Source organism: Aeromonas sp. DNP9 (assembly GCF_001728955.1).
Lineage (GTDB): Bacteria > Pseudomonadota > Gammaproteobacteria > Enterobacterales > Aeromonadaceae > Aeromonas > Aeromonas veronii.
Map to the genome: position 1 here is coordinate 49,801 of NZ_LYSQ01000011.1, position 15,151 is coordinate 64,951.

A 15,151-nucleotide genomic window follows, 5' to 3' on the forward strand; every position below is an offset into this window, starting at 1 on the left:
CTTCGATAAAAGATATTTATTAACATAGTGAGAAAATTGATTTTGCACTCGGCGATGGCCTGATGATACTTGCCCGCAAAGGTCAAACTAACCAGAAAAAAGAGCACTATGAGCTTCGAATCAGACAAGCGTTTCAACGACTTCAAACATTTTCCCCGTGGCCTGCGTCGCAGTGGCGAATTCACTGTGGCCGAAGCGGACAGTCTGGAAAAGTATGGTACCGCCATGCTGGCACTCTACCAGGGTAATCTGGCACCCCGTGACGATGTCGAGTCCGCCTTCGTCGAGCAGGTCAAATCCGGCGAAGCCGGTGCCAACCCCCATGCCAAGGTGTGGTTCAAGTACCTTAAGGTGATCGGTCCCAAGCGCGTTCATCGCCTCTGCACCGTCGTTGGCGGCGCCAGCGAAGAGAGCAGCGGTGGCGGCAGCTTTGATGTCGGTGGTGGCAGCGGCGGTGGCAGTGACGAGTCCATCGATTAATGGATACCGAGCTGCTTCGGACCTTTATCGAGGTGAGCAAGACCCGGCACTTTGGCCGGGCTGCTGAAAATCTCTACCTGACCCAGTCGGCGGTGAGTTTCCGGATCCGCCAGCTAGAGCAGCAACTGGGTGTCAGTCTGTTTGCCCGTCATCGCAACAACATCCGCCTGACCGCCTCCGGTGAGCGTCTGCTGCCCTACGCAGACGCCATCTTGCACACCCTTGGTCGTGCCAAGCAGGATGTGGCACTCTCGCCGGGATTCAGCCAGCAGTTGGCCATCGGCGCGCCCGCTGTGTTCTGGGAGCTCGATTTCAACGACTGGCTCAATCACATCTATGCGCTGGCGCCCGGTTTGGCGGTGCGGCTGGAAACAGCTTCCCGCGAGCATCTCTGCCGCCAGTTGCTGGAGCGCTCCCTCGATCTGGCCCTGCTCTCCGAGCCCACCAAGATCGACGAGATCGCCCTGCATCCCATCGGTGAGCTGGTGTTCGAGCTGGTGAGTCGGGATCCGGCCGCCAATGCCGACAACCTGATGCAGATGCCGCACATCCACCTCGACTGGGGCACCAGTTTCGAGCCGCAACCCAGCCGCTTGCAGAGCCTGCAAAAGACCCCGGTGCTGCACTCCAGCTCTGCCAGCATGGCGCTGCAATTTGTGCTGGCCAACGGCGGTGCCGCCTATCTGCCACGGCGGATGGTCAGCCCCTTCCTCGAAAAGGGGGCGCTCCATCTGGTGGAGGGGGGCCAGCCGCTGAGCCGTCCGCTCTATCTCGCCTATCTGGATAAATCCGATCGCCGGGAGCTGATCGATCAGCTGCTGACCCTGCCACTGGGTTGGCACGATGCCGAACTGCGCCTCAACGTCGAATAAGCGTCGAGTGTTATCCAAGAAAGAGCCCACCCCACGGTGGGCTCTTCTGTTGGGGGAAAATTGCAGGGAGCGAAGTCACGTAATTGGCGCGGGAGGCTTGGCGTCATCGGTCTGTAACGGTACCTTTTCAGGCTGTTTATCCGATTGAGCACTGACAGGGATGGATTGTAATTGATCGACTTTAGTCACCCCGAATGGCGGGCACTGGCGCAGCAGTTGCTGAGCCACTCACCTGTGGTGATCCGTGGCCGCCAGTGGCAACCGCTGGTGGGGCTGCTCAAGGATAACCAGCTGCTGCTTGCCCATGGTAGCCACAGCTATGAGCTCACCCCGGCCGGACGGCGCTATCTCACCCGCGAGCTGATGCTGGCCGAGATCGCCATCGCTCCTCCTGAGCCCGAGGAGTGGTTGCATGCTCAGGGCTGGCAATTGGGGGAGCAGATCAACGAACGGGTGCTGGCGGCGCTCTATCGCAAGAGCGAGGTGAACTTCACCCCCAACGAGCAGATCGATTTCGAGGACAAGGGGATCCGGCTCTGTGCCGATCAGCTGTTGCGCTTGCGCGCCACCCAGCCGTTCAGCCTCTTTTTCAGCGGCGGCACCCTGATCGACGCAGCCCCCTGGTTGCAGGCGCTGGGGGAGGTGGCGCTACCCGAGCGCACCCTGGCGGGTCTTGGCAAGATCCTGTGGGGGGAGGGGAGTATCGAGCGGGTGATCACCACAGACAGCGTCGGCGCCTTTGCCGAGTTGCCCCTTGATGCTGGCGCCTTGCTGGTGTGGGCTCCTCCATCGGCTCCCCTTGCCTTGCAGCAGGTGGTGGCCGCCTTGCCTCCCAATGTGCTGTGGAGTCATCTCACCGCTCTCGACCCCGCCGGGGTGGATCGGCTGCAGGCGCTGGCCCAGCGCTTGGGGCGTCCGGCCAGCTGGTGGTTGCCCCGTGATCTGGCCCCCATTCTCAGTGCGTATGCCCAACCTTTGACCGAGGCTAGGCCGTGGGAACCGAGCCGGATCCCCAAGTCATTGTTAGCAGTTTGTAGCGGTTTGGTTGAGTCCAATGGTGGCTTGTCGGCCGAGGTGTGCGCACTGGCGCCAGCGTGGCATGCCGTTGGTTGAAATTGGTCTGAAAGCGAGCCAAAAAGCGGTTTTCCCTCATTGAACGCGGTGATATAAAGAGTTGACGAAGCGCTCGCCAGATGAGCGCTTTTGTTTATCAAGCCGCTTTGCCACCCAACGAACTCAACGGAATACAGGGAATACCATGTTTGAAAAGGTTGTTGCCGCCCCAGCGGATCCGATCCTGGGCCTGACCGAAGCCTTCCGCGCTGACTCTCGCAGCCACAAGATCAATCTGGGCGTAGGGATCTACAAGGACGAGTCCGGTGCCACCCCCATTCTTCACTGCGTCAAGAAAGCCGAGCAGAAGCTGCTGACCGACGAGAAGACCAAGAACTACCTCGGTATTGAAGGCAATATCGAATATGGCCGCATCGTGCAGCAACTGCTGTTCGGGCAGCACTCTGCGCTGGTTGCCAGCGGCCGCGCCAAGACCGCGCAAGCGCCGGGCGGTACCGGTGCCCTGCGTATCGCGGCCGAATTCGTGGTGCGCAACGGGCTGGCCAAGACCATCTGGATCTCCGATCCCACCTGGGCCAACCACGTCAGCGTATTCCAGGCCGCGGGCCTGACCGTCAAGTGGTACAAGTACTACGACGCCGCGACCAAGGGGCTCGACTTTGCTGCCATGCAGGCCTCGCTGGCCGAAGTGCAGCCGGGTGAGCTGGTGCTGTTGCATGGTTGCTGCCACAACCCGACCGGTATCGACCCCACTAGCGATCAGTGGCGTGCGCTGGCCAAGCAGAGTGCTGCTGCCGGCTGGTTGCCGCTGTTTGACTTCGCCTATCAGGGTTTTGCCCGTGGTATCGAAGAGGATGCCGAAGGCCTGCGTATCTTCGCCGAGTGCCATGACGAGCTGCTGGTGGCGAGCTCTTTCTCCAAGAACTTCGGCCTCTATAACGAGCGGGTCGGCGCCTTCACGCTGGTCAGCGCGACCAAGGAGATCGCCGATGTGGCCTTCACCCAAGTCAAGACAGTGATCCGTGCCAACTACTCCAACCCGCCGTCACATGGCGCCGCTGTGGTCACCGCCGTGGTGAGCGATCCGGTTCTCTATGCCGAGTGGGTCGAAGAAGTGGCGGCCATGCGGGTGCGCATTCGCGAGATGCGCGAGCTGCTGGTAGAGAAGCTGGTGGCCCTCGGCGTGAGCCAGGATTTCAGCTTTATCCGCGAGCAGAACGGCATGTTCTCCTTCTCCGGCCTCTCCAAGGAGCAGGTGGAGCGCCTCAAGAGCGAATTTGCCATCTACATCGTCGGCTCAGGCCGGATCAGCGTAGCCGGTATTACCCGCGCCAACATCGATCCTCTGTGCGAGGCGATCGCCAAGGTGCTGTAACTCCAGCCGTTAACCGCACTACAGAAAAAGCCCGTCACACCAGTGACGGGCTTTTTTGATCCAGCCGGGTGAGCTGTTCAGCGAGCGCCTTGCAACCAGCGGCGCAGCTGAAGCACCAGCAAGGTGAGGGCGCCGCCGCTCAGGGCGGTGAGTACCGCCAGCAGCAGGCTGCCGAGCAGGAAGGGGGGCACCAGAGTGGCCGCCTCCTGCTCCAGCCAGTGGAGGGTCCAGCTGAGGTGGAAAGGCTCCGGCGTCTGGTGCAGTACCAGACAACCGGTGCGATAGGCGTAGAGATACATGAACGGCAGGGTCAGCGGATTGTTGAACCAGACCGCCAGCAGCGCCAGTGGCAGGTTGAGGCTGAATGCCAGCGCCAGACCGACTGCGATGAGCGAATGCATCGGGATGGGGAACCAGCAGGCGAAGATCCCGGCCGCTACGGCGCCGCTCAGGGCGCGGGTGCCCCCTTGCCAGAGGGCGGGGGCAAGCAGCCGTTCACCAAACAGGGCAAACCACTTCTGCTGGCGCAGGGTGTCGGGATCGAGCTTGAAGCGGGCAAACCAGCGACTCAGCATGGGCGGGCCATCTTGCGTTTTTGCCACTGGCGCACCGTGCTGATCCGCCAGAAGGTGCGGATCAGGGTGTAGCCGATAAGGGAACTGAGCAGGGCCAGGATCAGCGAGCCCAGCAACAGCGGCGGTGCCACTGTGCCCAGTACCGAGACCAGCCACTCCCAGGTGAACTCAATCTCTATCTGCTGCGCCGAATGTCCCAGCAACTGGCAACCTACCAGATAGGCGCCATAGAGCAGGGGCGGCATGGTAAAGGGGTTGGAGAGCCAGACCAGCGCCACCGAGAGCGGCAGATTGACCCGGCACAGGATGGCGCCACCGGCGGCCAGCAGCATCTGGCAGGGGAGCGGCACCCAGGCCATGAAGAGGCCCACCGCAAAGGCCCCGGCGGCCGAGCGGCGGTTGAGGTGCCAGAGGTTGGCATCGAGCAGCAGTTTGCCGAACAGCCGCAGGTGCTTGTGTTCTTTCAGGGTTTGCTGATCGGGCATCCAGCGTTTAATGAGTTGTTTGGGCATATTGAAACCTTGCTAAATACTTGCTCCATGGATCTGCGTCTGTTGTCGTTTGCCCTGGGGGCAAGCTCCTCACTGCTCTGGCCATGGTTACCTTCACTCGCATGGGGGGGCCTGTTGCTGTCCCTGCTGATCCCCCTTGCATATTGCCGTGCCTGGCGGTGGCTGTTTCTCCTGCTCGGCATCCTCTGGATGCAGGCCAATCTTGCCTATCGGCTGGCCTGGCTGGAGCGGTTGGGCGATCAGACGAGCCACATGATAACCGCACAGCTGCAAAGTGCAGAGCCCGAGGGGGATAAATTTGTCCGGCTGCTGCTGCGGGTGAGCACCCTAGACGAGCAACCGGTGACACCTGAGCCCCTGATCCGGGTCAATGCCTATCAGGCATTACCCGCCATGACAGTGGGCAGCCGGATCACCCTGGTGACCTCGTTGAAACCGGCTCACGGTCTGGCCAACGAGGCGGGACTGGATGGGCGGCGTCTGCTGCTGGGCAAGGGGATCACCGCCACCGGCAATTTGCGTCGGGTGATAGATATTCAACAGGCACCTGCGGGTTGGCGCGAACGTTGGTTGGGGGCCGCGACCGAGAGTTGGCGCCCACTTGATCATGCCCCCTTGCTGGCGGCGCTCACTTTTGGCGAGCAGAGCGGCATCACGGATGCCCAGTGGGAGCTGTTTCGTGGCAGCGGCCTGACTCACATCATCGCCATTTCAGGGCAGCACATTGCGCTGGTGGCGGTGCTTGGGTGGTGGCTGGGCAGGTTGTTTGGCCTGCGTGGCGCCATCATCACCTCCCTGCTGTTTGCCGCCGTCTACAGCGCGTTGGCCGGGTTTGCGGTGGCGACCGAGCGGGCCCTGATCATGGTGCTGGTGTGGAGTGTATTGCGCTGGAGCCGGCGAGAGTGGCCGGCCTGGCGCATCTGGCTGTGGGCCTTTGTGGTATTGACCCTCTGGGATCCCTTCGCCCTCTATTCGGCCGGCTTCTGGCTCTCGTTTCTGGCGGTGGCCATCTTGCTGCTGGTGGGATATGTCCACGACAAGCCGGGGCTCTGGCAGATCCAGCTCTGGCTGCTGCTCGGTCTGCTGCCGCTGCAACTGGCGTTGTTCGAGGGGATAGCGCCCCTCGCCATGGTGATCAACCTGTTGGCGGTGCCGCTCTTTTGTATCGCCATCATCCCGCTGGCCCTGATCGGGGTGCTGCTGGCGCCGCTATCCACCTTGCTTGCCTACGGCCTGTTCTGGCTGGCGGATTTTGCGCTCGGGTGGGTGCTGACGATCCTGAGCTGGCTTTCCGATCAACTGCAACTGTGGTGGCCACTGCCCAGCTGGTGGCTGCCGCTTTGCACCCTGCTGTTGCTGCTCTGGTTCGCCGCACAGTGGCGCCCGGCACGCTGGCTCTGGCTACCGGGTCTGTGTGCGCTGTTGTTGGCGCTCTGGCCAACGCCAGTCCGCTGGCAACTGCGGGTGCTGGACGTGGGGCAAGGGCTAGCGGTGCTGATCAGCAAGGGGGAGCGAGCCATCCTCTATGACACCGGCGATCGTTATCCCGGAGGTTACAACATGGCGGACGCTGTGATCCTGCCCCAGCTAAGCCATCTGGGGATCCGGGTCATCGATCGCCTCATCATCAGCCACAAGGATCGGGACCATGCCGGCAATCGCAAGCGACTGCTCAGCGCCATGCCGGTGCGCTACGAGCTCTCCTCTTACCCTTTTAGTGAGAGAACGACGCTCTGCCAGCGTGGGCAACAGTGGCGTTGGCAGGGGCTCTCGTTTGCAGTGCTCTGGCCAGAACGCCCCGGTGGCGGGCGCAATAACGATGGCTGCGTGGTGCGTATCAGCGATGGGCAGCGCAGCGTGCTGCTCAGTGCCGATATCGAGCGGCAGGCCGAGCAACGGCTGGTGGCGCTGGAGGGAGAGGGGTTGGCCAGCACCTTGCTGGTGAGCCCCCATCATGGCAGTCGCACCTCTTCCACGCCCCCGTTTGTCGCGGCGGTAGCGGCGCAGGAGGTGATCCACAGCGCCGGTTTTATGAATCAGTGGGGCTTTCCCCGTCCCGATGTGGTGGCCCGCTATCGGGATGCCCGCCAGTGGATCACCGGTCAGCAAGGGGCGATGCTGGTTGAACCCACCGCAGCGGGCTTGAGCATCACCGCCGAGCGAGATCTGGGGCCCTGGTACCGGCGCAGTGGCGAGTGGTGGCGACCGCGAGTGTGGTTTGAGCAATAATCGGCCATTTCTGCCGTGTAGGGATGCGATATAGGTGGCGGCGCTTGGTGTAAGCCTGCGCTTTGGCTAGAATAGCCCGTCATTTCCATTACTAACGGCTATTCATGCAACAAGAAACCTCACAAGAGAGCTGGCCAGTATTCAAACGCCTGCTCGGTTATGTCCGTGATCGCAAGCTGGGCCTGGTCGGTGGCATCATCGGGATGCTGGGCTACGCCGCCGTGGATACCACCTTTGTCTACTCCATCAAGCCGCTGATCGATCAGGGCATCAATGGCAACGACAGCACCGTTTTGAAATGGATGCCTTTCTTCGTCCTCGGCATCGTGGCCCTGCGCGGTGTCGCCAACTTTCTCTCCAACTACTGCATGGCCTGGGTCGGCAACCATGTCGTGATGCGTCTGCAACAGCAGGTGTTCAATCACATGGTGGCGATGCCGATGAGCTTCTTCGATCGCCAGAACACCGGCCACCTGCTCTCCAAGGTGACCTATGACGCCAGTCAGGTCTCCTCGGCGGCGAGCACCACCTTGGTGACCCTGGTGCGGGAAGGGGCGACCGTGGCCGGTCTGCTCGGCCTGATGTTCTGGCACTCCTGGCAGCTGTCGGTGATTTTCCTGGTGGTTGGCCCGCTGGTGGGGGTCATCATTGGCCTTATCAGCCGCCGTTTCCGCCAGATCAGCCGTCACATCCAGCAGGCGGTAGGGGATATCACCACCTCCACCGAGCAGATGCTCAAAGGGCACAAAGAGGTGCTGATGTTTGGTGGCCAGAAGGTGGAAGAGAAACGCTTCTTCCAGGTCAGCAACAACATGCGCCAGCAAACCATGAAGATGGTCGCCGCCGATGCCATCGGCAGCCCGGTGGTGCAGATGGTTGCCTCCATCGCGCTGGCTGCCTTCCTCTATGTAGCTACCATCGACAGTGTGCGCAGCGAGCTGACTGCCGGTACGTTTACCGTCATGATCACCTCCATGATGATGCTGCTCAAGCCGCTGAAAAGCCTGACCGACGTCAACAACCAGTTCCAGCGCGCCATCACCGCCTGCCATAGCCTGTTTGGCCTGCTCGACACCGAGCCGGAGCAGGATACCGGCACCCGTATTCTGGAGCGTGCCCGCGGCGAGATCGAGTTTCGCAACGTCACCTTCACCTACCCGACCAAGGATACTCCGGCGCTGCACAACGTCAGCTTCAAGGTGGAGGCGGGTAAGTCGGTGGCGCTGGTGGGCCGTTCCGGCTCTGGCAAGAGTACCATTGCCAGCCTGCTGACCCGCTTCTACGACATCGATCAGGGCGAGATCCTGCTGGACGGCATCAACATCCGCGAATACAAGTTGAGCGAGCTGCGCAAGCAGTACGCGCTGGTCTCCCAGCATGTCCACCTGTTCAACGACTCGGTGGCCAACAACATCGCCTACGCGGCAGAAGACAAATACAGCCGCGACCAGATCGTGCAGGCTGCCCGCATCGCTCATGCCGACGAATTCGTCAGCAAGATGAGCAACGGGTATGACACTGTGGTTGGCGAGAACGGTGCATCCCTCTCCGGTGGTCAGCGTCAGCGTGTTGCCATTGCGCGCGCCCTGCTGCGCGATGCGCCGGTTCTGCTGCTGGATGAGGCCACCTCGGCCCTCGATACCGAATCCGAGCGCCACATTCAGGCGGCTATCGACGAGCTTTGCAAAGCGCGTACCTCGCTGGTGATCGCCCACCGTCTCTCCACCATCGAGAAGGCGGACGAGATCCTGGTGATCGACGAAGGCCATATCGTCGAGCGCGGGAACCACGAAGCATTGATGGAGCAGCGCGGCACCTATGCCCAGCTGCGCGCTATTCAGTTTGGCAACGCGGGAAGCAAGGCCTGATGCTGGAACGGCTCTGGTATCGCAAAAGTGGCTGGCGCTGGTTGCTGGCCCCCTTTGCCCTGCTGTTTGCCATCATCAGCGGCACCCGCCGCTACGCCTATCGTCACGGCTGGCGCAAGGGGTATCGCGCCTCCTTGCCGGTGATCGTGGTGGGCAATATTTCGGTGGGGGGCAACGGCAAGACGCCGGTGGTGGTCTGGCTTGTGGAGCAGTTGCAAGCTCGTGGCTATCGACCCGGGGTGGTGAGCCGTGGTTATGGTGGCAAGGCGCCCCATTACCCCTATCGGCTGGATGAGACCAGCACTACGGCGCAGGCCGGAGATGAGCCTGTGCTGATTGCCCGGCGCTGCGGCTGTCCGGTGGTGGTTGCCCCGAAACGGGCCGATGCGGTACGACTGCTGGAGCAGAGCGGTGAGGTGGATATCATCATCACCGACGACGGCCTGCAGCACTACGGGCTGGCCCGTGACATCGAGCTGGTGGTGGTGGACGGAGCGCGCCGTTTCGGCAACGCCTGCCTGCTGCCCATGGGGCCGCTGCGCGAGCCAGTCACTCGTCTCAAACGGGTGGACGCCATCATCTGCAACGGCGGCGAGCCGGGCAAGGGGGAGTATCCCATGCAACTGGTCGCCGACACCCCGCGCCGGGTGCGCGACGATGCCCCGCTGGCGGCCCCCTTGTCGGGACCTGTCGATGCGCTGGCGGGGATTGGTCATCCGCCCCGCTTCTTTGCCACCCTGGAAGGGCTCGGCTATCAGCTGGATCAGCAGGCCGCCTACGGCGATCATCACCCCTTCGATCGGGATGAGCTGGTGGGCCGCTTTGCCCGCAAGCCGCTGCTGATGACCGAGAAGGATGCGGTCAAGTGTCGTCCGTTTGCCCTCGAAAACTGGTGGTATCTGCCGGTCAGTGCCGAGTTGCCCGCCTCCTTGCTCGATACCCTGCTGCACAAGCTGAGCACGAGTGGAAAGGCGCAAGGCGTAACCAAGGCACAAGATTAATCTCTCTCGCCTGAATGGGGGAGAAGTGGACCAATAGCGGTCCCGTATGGAATATCTGGTTGCTCGACATCCATCGCTGGCGTGATGAAGCCGCCAGCGCGACATCGTTGAAGGAGTATCGTTTTGGCTTTGGACATCAAGTTGCTCGACATCATCGCCTGCCCGGTCTGCAAGGGTAAGCTGCACTACAACAAAGCGGTTCATGAGCTGGTCTGCCGCTTCGACAAGCTGGCCTATCCGCTGGAGGAGGGGATCCCGGTACTACTGGAGAACCGTGCCCGTCCGCTCAACAGCGATGAGCTGCCGTCATGAGTTTCGTCGTCGTTATTCCTGCCCGCTATGCGTCAACTCGTCTGCCGGGCAAGCCGCTGGCGGATATTCATGGCAAGCCCATGGTGCAGCATGTGGTGGAGAAAGCCCTGCAATCCGGTGCCGATCGGGTGATTGTTGCCACTGACGATGCCCGGGTACAGCAGGCTCTGCTGACCACCGGCGTCGAGGTGTGCATGACCTCACCGGATCACCAGTCCGGCACCGAGCGTCTGGCCGAGGTGTGCCGTCACTACGGCTTTGCCGCCGATACCATCATCGTCAATGTGCAGGGGGATGAGCCGCTCATTCCGCCCGCCATCATTCGTCAGGTAGCGGACAATCTTGCCGCCGCCACGGCGCCGATGGCGACCCTGTCGGTGCCGATCAAGGATGCCGAAGAGGCGTTCAATCCGAACGCAGTGAAAGTGGTGACAGACAAGGATGGCTACGCCCTCTACTTCAGTCGCGCCAGCATTCCCTGGGATCGGGATCGCTTTGCCAACAGCCATGAGCAGATTGGTGAACACTACCAGCGTCATATCGGCATCTACGCCTATCGCGCCGGCTTTATCCAGCGTTATGTCGACTGGGCGCCGAGCGTGCTGGAGCAGGTCGAGGCGCTGGAGCAGCTGCGGGTGCTCTGGTACGGGGAGAAGATCCACGTTGCCCAGGCCCTTGAAGCGCCACCGGTCGGGGTGGATACTCAGGCCGATCTGGAGAAGGTGCGGGCCTTTTTGGCCAAGTGATGGCCACAGCACGAAAGTCATGAAAAACGGTGTCGCGAGACACCGTTTTTTGTTTTGAAAATTTATATAATTATTTGATTTTAAACGCTAAACATGGGTTTTCTCAAACTTTTGGCGTGCATGGTTTGCCAAAGCGACGAGTTTGGTTATGATGCAAGACGCCCTGTTAACCCTAACCGGGCGGCTAAAACGAGATAAAACGGGGTGTTTGGGTGATAAATGTATTCCTGGTCGATGATCATGAGCTGGTGCGTACAGGGATAAGACGCATTCTTGAAGATGTGCGCGGGATCAAGGTGGTGGGTGAGGCGCAGAGCGGCGAGACAGCAGTTACGTTCTGTCGCCAACACCATCCGGACGTGATCCTGATGGACATGAACATGCCGGGTATTGGTGGTCTGGAAGCGACCCGCAAAATTCTGCGGATCCGCCCCGATGTGCGCATCATAGTGCTGACCATTCATTCAGAAAATCCGTTCCCCACCAAGGTGATGCAGGCAGGCGCCGCCGGTTACCTGACCAAGGGGGCTGCCCCTGACGAGATGATCCAGGCGATCCGGTTGGTGCACTCCGGTCAGCGCTACATCTCCCCGGAGATTGCCCAGCAGATGGCCCTCAGCCAGTTTGCCTCCGCTGACGAGAACCCCTTCAAGTCCCTCTCTGAGCGCGAGCTGCAGATCATGATGATGATCACCAAGGGGCAGAAGGTGACCGATATCTCCGAGCAGCTCAACCTGAGCCCGAAGACGGTCAACAGCTACCGCTATCGTCTGTTCAGCAAGCTGGGGATCAACGGTGACGTGGAACTGACCCATCTGGCCATTCGCTATGGCATGCTGGATGCCGATACCCTCTAATCGGGTGGCGTGTGGTCACAAAGGCGGCGCGTGCCGCCTTTTTGCTTTTCAGGCGGCGGGGGCAGTATGCTCTGCCCGTCAATTTTTGCCTTTGTGTGAGCCGAGTAGCTGATGACCCTCTCTCCCGAACCTCTCTTCGACAGCAAGGCGTTTCTGAGCGCCGTCACCCATCAGAGCGGCGTCTACCGCATGTATGACAGCGGTGGCACCGTGATCTACGTGGGCAAGGCCAAGGATCTGAAAAAGCGGCTCGCCTCCTACTTTCGCACCAACGTCGACAGCATCAAGACTCGCACCCTGGTGCGACAGATCGCCGATATCCAGGTCACCGTCACCCACACCGAGACCGAGGCGCTGATCCTCGAGCACAACCTGATCAAGCAGTACCAGCCCCGTTACAACGTGCTGCTGCGGGACGACAAATCCTACCCCTGGATCATCATCACCGCGCACCAGCATCCACGCATCGGCGTCCATCGCGGTGCCCGCAAGGTGAAGGGGGAGTACTTCGGCCCATACCCCTCTGGCGGTGCGGTGCGCGAGAGTTTGCATCTGATGCAGAAGATTTTTCCGGTGCGCCAGTGCGAGGATGCGGTCTATGCCAACCGCACCCGTCCCTGTCTGCTCTATCAGCTCAAGCGTTGCGCTGGCCCTTGCGTACCCGGGTTGGTGAGCGAGGCCGAATATGCCCAGCAGGTGGAGCTGGCCAAACTGTTTCTGGCGGGCAAGAACCAGCAGGTGATTGGCGAACTGGTGGGCAAGATGGAGTCCGCCAGCGGCGATCTGCGCTTTGAAGAGGCAGCTCGCTATCGGGATCAGATCCTGGCGCTGCGCCGGGTCACCGAACAGCAGTCGGTGAGCGGCAACGTGCTGGACGAGCTGGATGTGGTGGGGGTCGCCTTCCAGCAAGGTGCTGCTTGCATCCACGTGCTCTTTATCCGTCAGGGCAAGGTGCTCGGTTCGCGTAGCTACTTCCCGAAAGTGCCGGCTGACACCCCGCTCGATGAGGTGGTGCAATCCTTCCTGCTGCAGTTCTATCTGTCGGGGCAGGGGGGACGGCAGATCCCGAGCGAGGTGCTGCTTGATGTGGCGTTGGAGGACGAGAGCGTCATCGCCGAGACCCTGAGCCAGACCGCAGGCTACAAGGTGCGGGTGGTGAGCCGAACCCGTGCCGAACGGGCCCGTTTTATCAAGCTTGCCTCCATCAACGCCGAGACGGCGCTGCGATCGCGGCTTGCTCACAAGAGCACCATCACCGCTCGCTACGACCAGCTGGAAGAGCTGCTGGAGCTGGAGCGCCCCATCGCCCGCATGGAGTGTTTCGATATCTCCCACACCATGGGGGAGCTCACCGTGGCCTCTTGCGTGGTGTTCAACCGGGAGGGGCCGCTCTCATCGGAATATCGTCGTTTCAACATCGACGGCATCACCGGCGGTGATGACTACGCGGCGATGGAGCAGGCGCTGGAGCGCCGCTTTGGCAAGCAGCAGGAGCCGGACAAGGTGCCGGACGTGCTGTTTATTGACGGTGGCCTCGGCCAACTGCGCCGCGCCGAAGAGATCCTGGCCCGTCAGCTGGAGTTCCTCGGCGGCAAATATCCGCTGCTGGTGGGGATTGCCAAGGGGGTCACCCGCAAGGCCGGGTTGGAAACGCTCATCATGGGGGAGAGCCACGAAGAGCTGCATTTGCCGGCAGATATGCCCGCTTTGCACCTTATTCAGCATATTCGCGATGAATCCCACCGTTTTGCCATTACCGGCCACCGGGCTAGACGGGCCAAGGCCCGCACCAGCAGCAGTCTGGAGGATATTCCGGGGGTGGGGCCAAAGCGGCGGCAGGCGCTGCTCAAATATCTGGGCGGCCTGCAGGAGGTCAAAAAGGCGAGCGTGGATGAACTGGCCAAGGTACCTGGCATCAGTCAGGAGCTGGCCCAGACCATCCACGATGGCTTGCACAGCGCCTGAGCAGGGTTAGCCGCATGGCAAAATCGCTAACTCCTTGATGCACAAGAGCCGTGACGCGGGGGGGCCGTAAATGCCATAATGGCCCTCGCATTTTGAGAAGATTGATGGATTAAAAAGACCAAGACGGGCGCCAGTGCGGTTGCATCGCAAATCGGCTTTGGCGCACTATGTAGCGACGTACAAGAAGTGGCTGAAAATAATGACAAACATACCTAACCTGTTGACGTTTTTCCGGATTTTGCTCATTCCCGTCTTCGTCATCCTGTTCTATCTGCCTTATCAATGGTCCTATCTGGCTGCCGCCATCATCTTTATTCTGGCCGCTGCCACCGACTGGTTTGATGGCTATCTGGCCCGCAAGCTCAATCAGTCCACCGCCTTTGGCGCCTTCCTCGACCCGGTTGCCGACAAGATCATGGTCGCTGCCGCACTGGTGGTCATCGTCGAACACTATAACACCATCTGGGTGACCATCCCCGCCATGACCATGATTGGCCGCGAGATCATCATCTCCGCCCTGCGCGAATGGATGGCCGAGCTCGGCAAACGCTCCTCGGTGGCGGTCAGCTGGATTGGCAAGTGGAAGACCATGATCCAGATGGTGTCGCTCACCGGTCTGATTTGGCAATACAACGTCTGGATGGTGTGGCTCGCCTATGTGATGCTCTATGTCGCCACCGTGCTCACCTTCTGGTCGATGTTCCAGTACATGAAGGCCGCCTGGGGCGATTTGACCCACCACGCCAACCTGTGAGTCGCTTGCTCCGCAAGGTGATGTTTCCACTGATTTGAGGCAGGAAACGGCCAAAGGCGCTAAAACTGTTCAAAAAGGGCAAAAAACGCCCGAACGATCAGGTAATTAAATATTTCTGGTTGACTGGGCGAGGAACATCGCTAGAATGCGTCCTCGTAGTCAGGCAGTCAGCCAGACCAATGCGGGAATAGCTCAGTTGGTAGAGCACGACCTTGCCAAGGTCGGGGTCGCGAGTTCGAGTCTCGTTTCCCGCTCCAAATTCAGACAATAGAGAGCCAACTCTCTTTTGCATGGCGCGTTAGCAAAGCGGTTATGCAGCGGATTGCAAATCCGTTTAGTCCGGTTCGACTCCGGAACGTGCCTCCATATTGACAAGCCCGCCACGCGAGCTTGATACCGATTGCGGTGCCCGAGTGGTGAAATCGGTAGACACAAGGGATTTAAAATCCCTCGACGTTCGCGTCGTGCCGGTTCGATTCCGGCCTCGGGCACCATTAAAATCAAAGAGTTACGAAAGGCCACTAGAAATAG

Annotated in this window: 14 protein-coding genes and 3 tRNA genes; 15 read left to right on the forward strand and 2 right to left on the reverse strand. The window is 60.6% G+C overall.

Annotation, left to right across the window (positions count from 1 at the left end):
• Positions 1–108: 108 nt before the first annotated feature.
• From A9G06_RS09170 to A9G06_RS09185, 4 genes are all read left to right on the forward strand, one after another.
• The gene (locus tag A9G06_RS09170) at positions 109–480 is read left to right on the forward strand and encodes a DUF413 domain-containing protein (RefSeq protein WP_005350885.1); all 372 of its coding nucleotides are present in this window, start codon (positions 109–111) and stop codon (positions 478–480) included.
• Positions 480–1,352 (forward strand): HTH-type transcriptional regulator HdfR, encoded by an 873-nt coding sequence (gene hdfR / locus A9G06_RS09175; RefSeq protein WP_069555020.1) that lies wholly within the window; start codon positions 480–482, stop codon positions 1,350–1,352. The genes A9G06_RS09170 and hdfR overlap by 1 nt, the downstream gene beginning before the upstream one ends.
• 171 nt (positions 1,353–1,523) lie before the next feature.
• Entirely contained in the window at positions 1,524–2,465 is a 942-nt protein-coding gene (locus tag A9G06_RS09180; RefSeq protein WP_069555021.1) for a hypothetical protein, read from the forward strand.
• A 145-nt stretch (positions 2,466–2,610) separates the two neighbouring features.
• Positions 2,611–3,801: an amino acid aminotransferase gene (locus A9G06_RS09185; protein ID WP_069555022.1), complete on the forward strand. Its 1,191-nt coding sequence runs from the start codon at positions 2,611–2,613 to the stop codon at positions 3,799–3,801.
• A gap of 77 nt (positions 3,802–3,878) precedes the next feature.
• On the opposite strand, the gene A9G06_RS09190 is transcribed toward A9G06_RS09185, so the two are convergent.
• Together A9G06_RS09190 and A9G06_RS09195 are read right to left on the reverse strand one after the other, a co-directional pair.
• Positions 3,879–4,376 carry a DUF2062 domain-containing protein gene (locus tag A9G06_RS09190; protein ID WP_069555023.1) on the reverse strand — a complete coding sequence of 166 codons (498 nt, stop codon included), beginning with the start codon at positions 4,374–4,376 and terminating at the stop codon, positions 3,879–3,881.
• Positions 4,370–4,888, reverse strand: a complete 519-nt coding sequence (locus A9G06_RS09195) for a DUF2062 domain-containing protein (RefSeq protein ID WP_069555024.1) — start codon at positions 4,886–4,888, stop codon at positions 4,370–4,372. The genes A9G06_RS09190 and A9G06_RS09195 overlap by 7 nt, the downstream gene beginning before the upstream one ends.
• A 27-nt stretch (positions 4,889–4,915) precedes the next feature.
• Here A9G06_RS09195 and A9G06_RS09200 point away from each other — a divergent pair, with 27 nt between their 5' ends.
• From A9G06_RS09200 to A9G06_RS09250, 11 genes are all read left to right on the forward strand, one after another.
• Positions 4,916–7,117: a DNA internalization-related competence protein ComEC/Rec2 gene (locus tag A9G06_RS09200; RefSeq protein ID WP_069555025.1), complete on the forward strand. Its 2,202-nt coding sequence runs from the start codon at positions 4,916–4,918 to the stop codon at positions 7,115–7,117.
• Positions 7,118–7,221: 104 nt separating this feature from the next.
• Positions 7,222–8,985, forward strand: a complete 1,764-nt coding sequence (msbA, locus tag A9G06_RS09205) for a lipid A ABC transporter ATP-binding protein/permease MsbA (RefSeq protein ID WP_069555026.1) — start codon at positions 7,222–7,224, stop codon at positions 8,983–8,985.
• Positions 8,985–9,986 (forward strand): tetraacyldisaccharide 4'-kinase, encoded by a 1,002-nt coding sequence (lpxK, locus tag A9G06_RS09210; RefSeq protein ID WP_069555027.1) that lies wholly within the window; start codon positions 8,985–8,987, stop codon positions 9,984–9,986. Before msbA ends, lpxK begins: the two co-directional genes overlap by 1 nt.
• Positions 9,987–10,109: 123 nt before the next feature.
• Positions 10,110–10,298 carry a Trm112 family protein gene (locus tag A9G06_RS09215; RefSeq protein ID WP_005347033.1) on the forward strand — a complete coding sequence of 63 codons (189 nt, stop codon included), beginning with the start codon at positions 10,110–10,112 and terminating at the stop codon, positions 10,296–10,298.
• Positions 10,295–11,044: a 3-deoxy-manno-octulosonate cytidylyltransferase gene (gene kdsB, locus A9G06_RS09220; protein WP_069555028.1), complete on the forward strand. Its 750-nt coding sequence runs from the start codon at positions 10,295–10,297 to the stop codon at positions 11,042–11,044. The genes A9G06_RS09215 and kdsB overlap by 4 nt, the downstream gene beginning before the upstream one ends.
• 212 nt (positions 11,045–11,256) lie before the next feature.
• Entirely contained in the window at positions 11,257–11,901 is a 645-nt protein-coding gene (gene uvrY, locus A9G06_RS09225) for a UvrY/SirA/GacA family response regulator transcription factor (protein ID WP_005337448.1), read from the forward strand.
• A gap of 111 nt (positions 11,902–12,012) precedes the next feature.
• A complete protein-coding gene (gene uvrC / locus A9G06_RS09230; protein WP_069555029.1) occupies positions 12,013–13,866 on the forward strand; it encodes an excinuclease ABC subunit UvrC in 1,854 nt (617 codons plus the stop codon).
• 199 nt (positions 13,867–14,065) lie between these two features.
• Positions 14,066–14,620 carry a CDP-diacylglycerol--glycerol-3-phosphate 3-phosphatidyltransferase gene (gene pgsA, locus A9G06_RS09235; RefSeq protein ID WP_031227442.1) on the forward strand — a complete coding sequence of 185 codons (555 nt, stop codon included), beginning with the start codon at positions 14,066–14,068 and terminating at the stop codon, positions 14,618–14,620.
• 181 nt (positions 14,621–14,801) lie between these two features.
• Positions 14,802–14,877, forward strand: a tRNA-Gly gene (locus tag A9G06_RS09240).
• Positions 14,878–14,912: 35 nt separating this feature from the next.
• Positions 14,913–14,986, forward strand: a tRNA-Cys gene (locus tag A9G06_RS09245).
• Positions 14,987–15,027: 41 nt separating this feature from the next.
• Positions 15,028–15,114 (forward strand) — tRNA-Leu (locus A9G06_RS09250).
• The last annotated feature ends 37 nt before the right edge of the window (positions 15,115–15,151 follow it).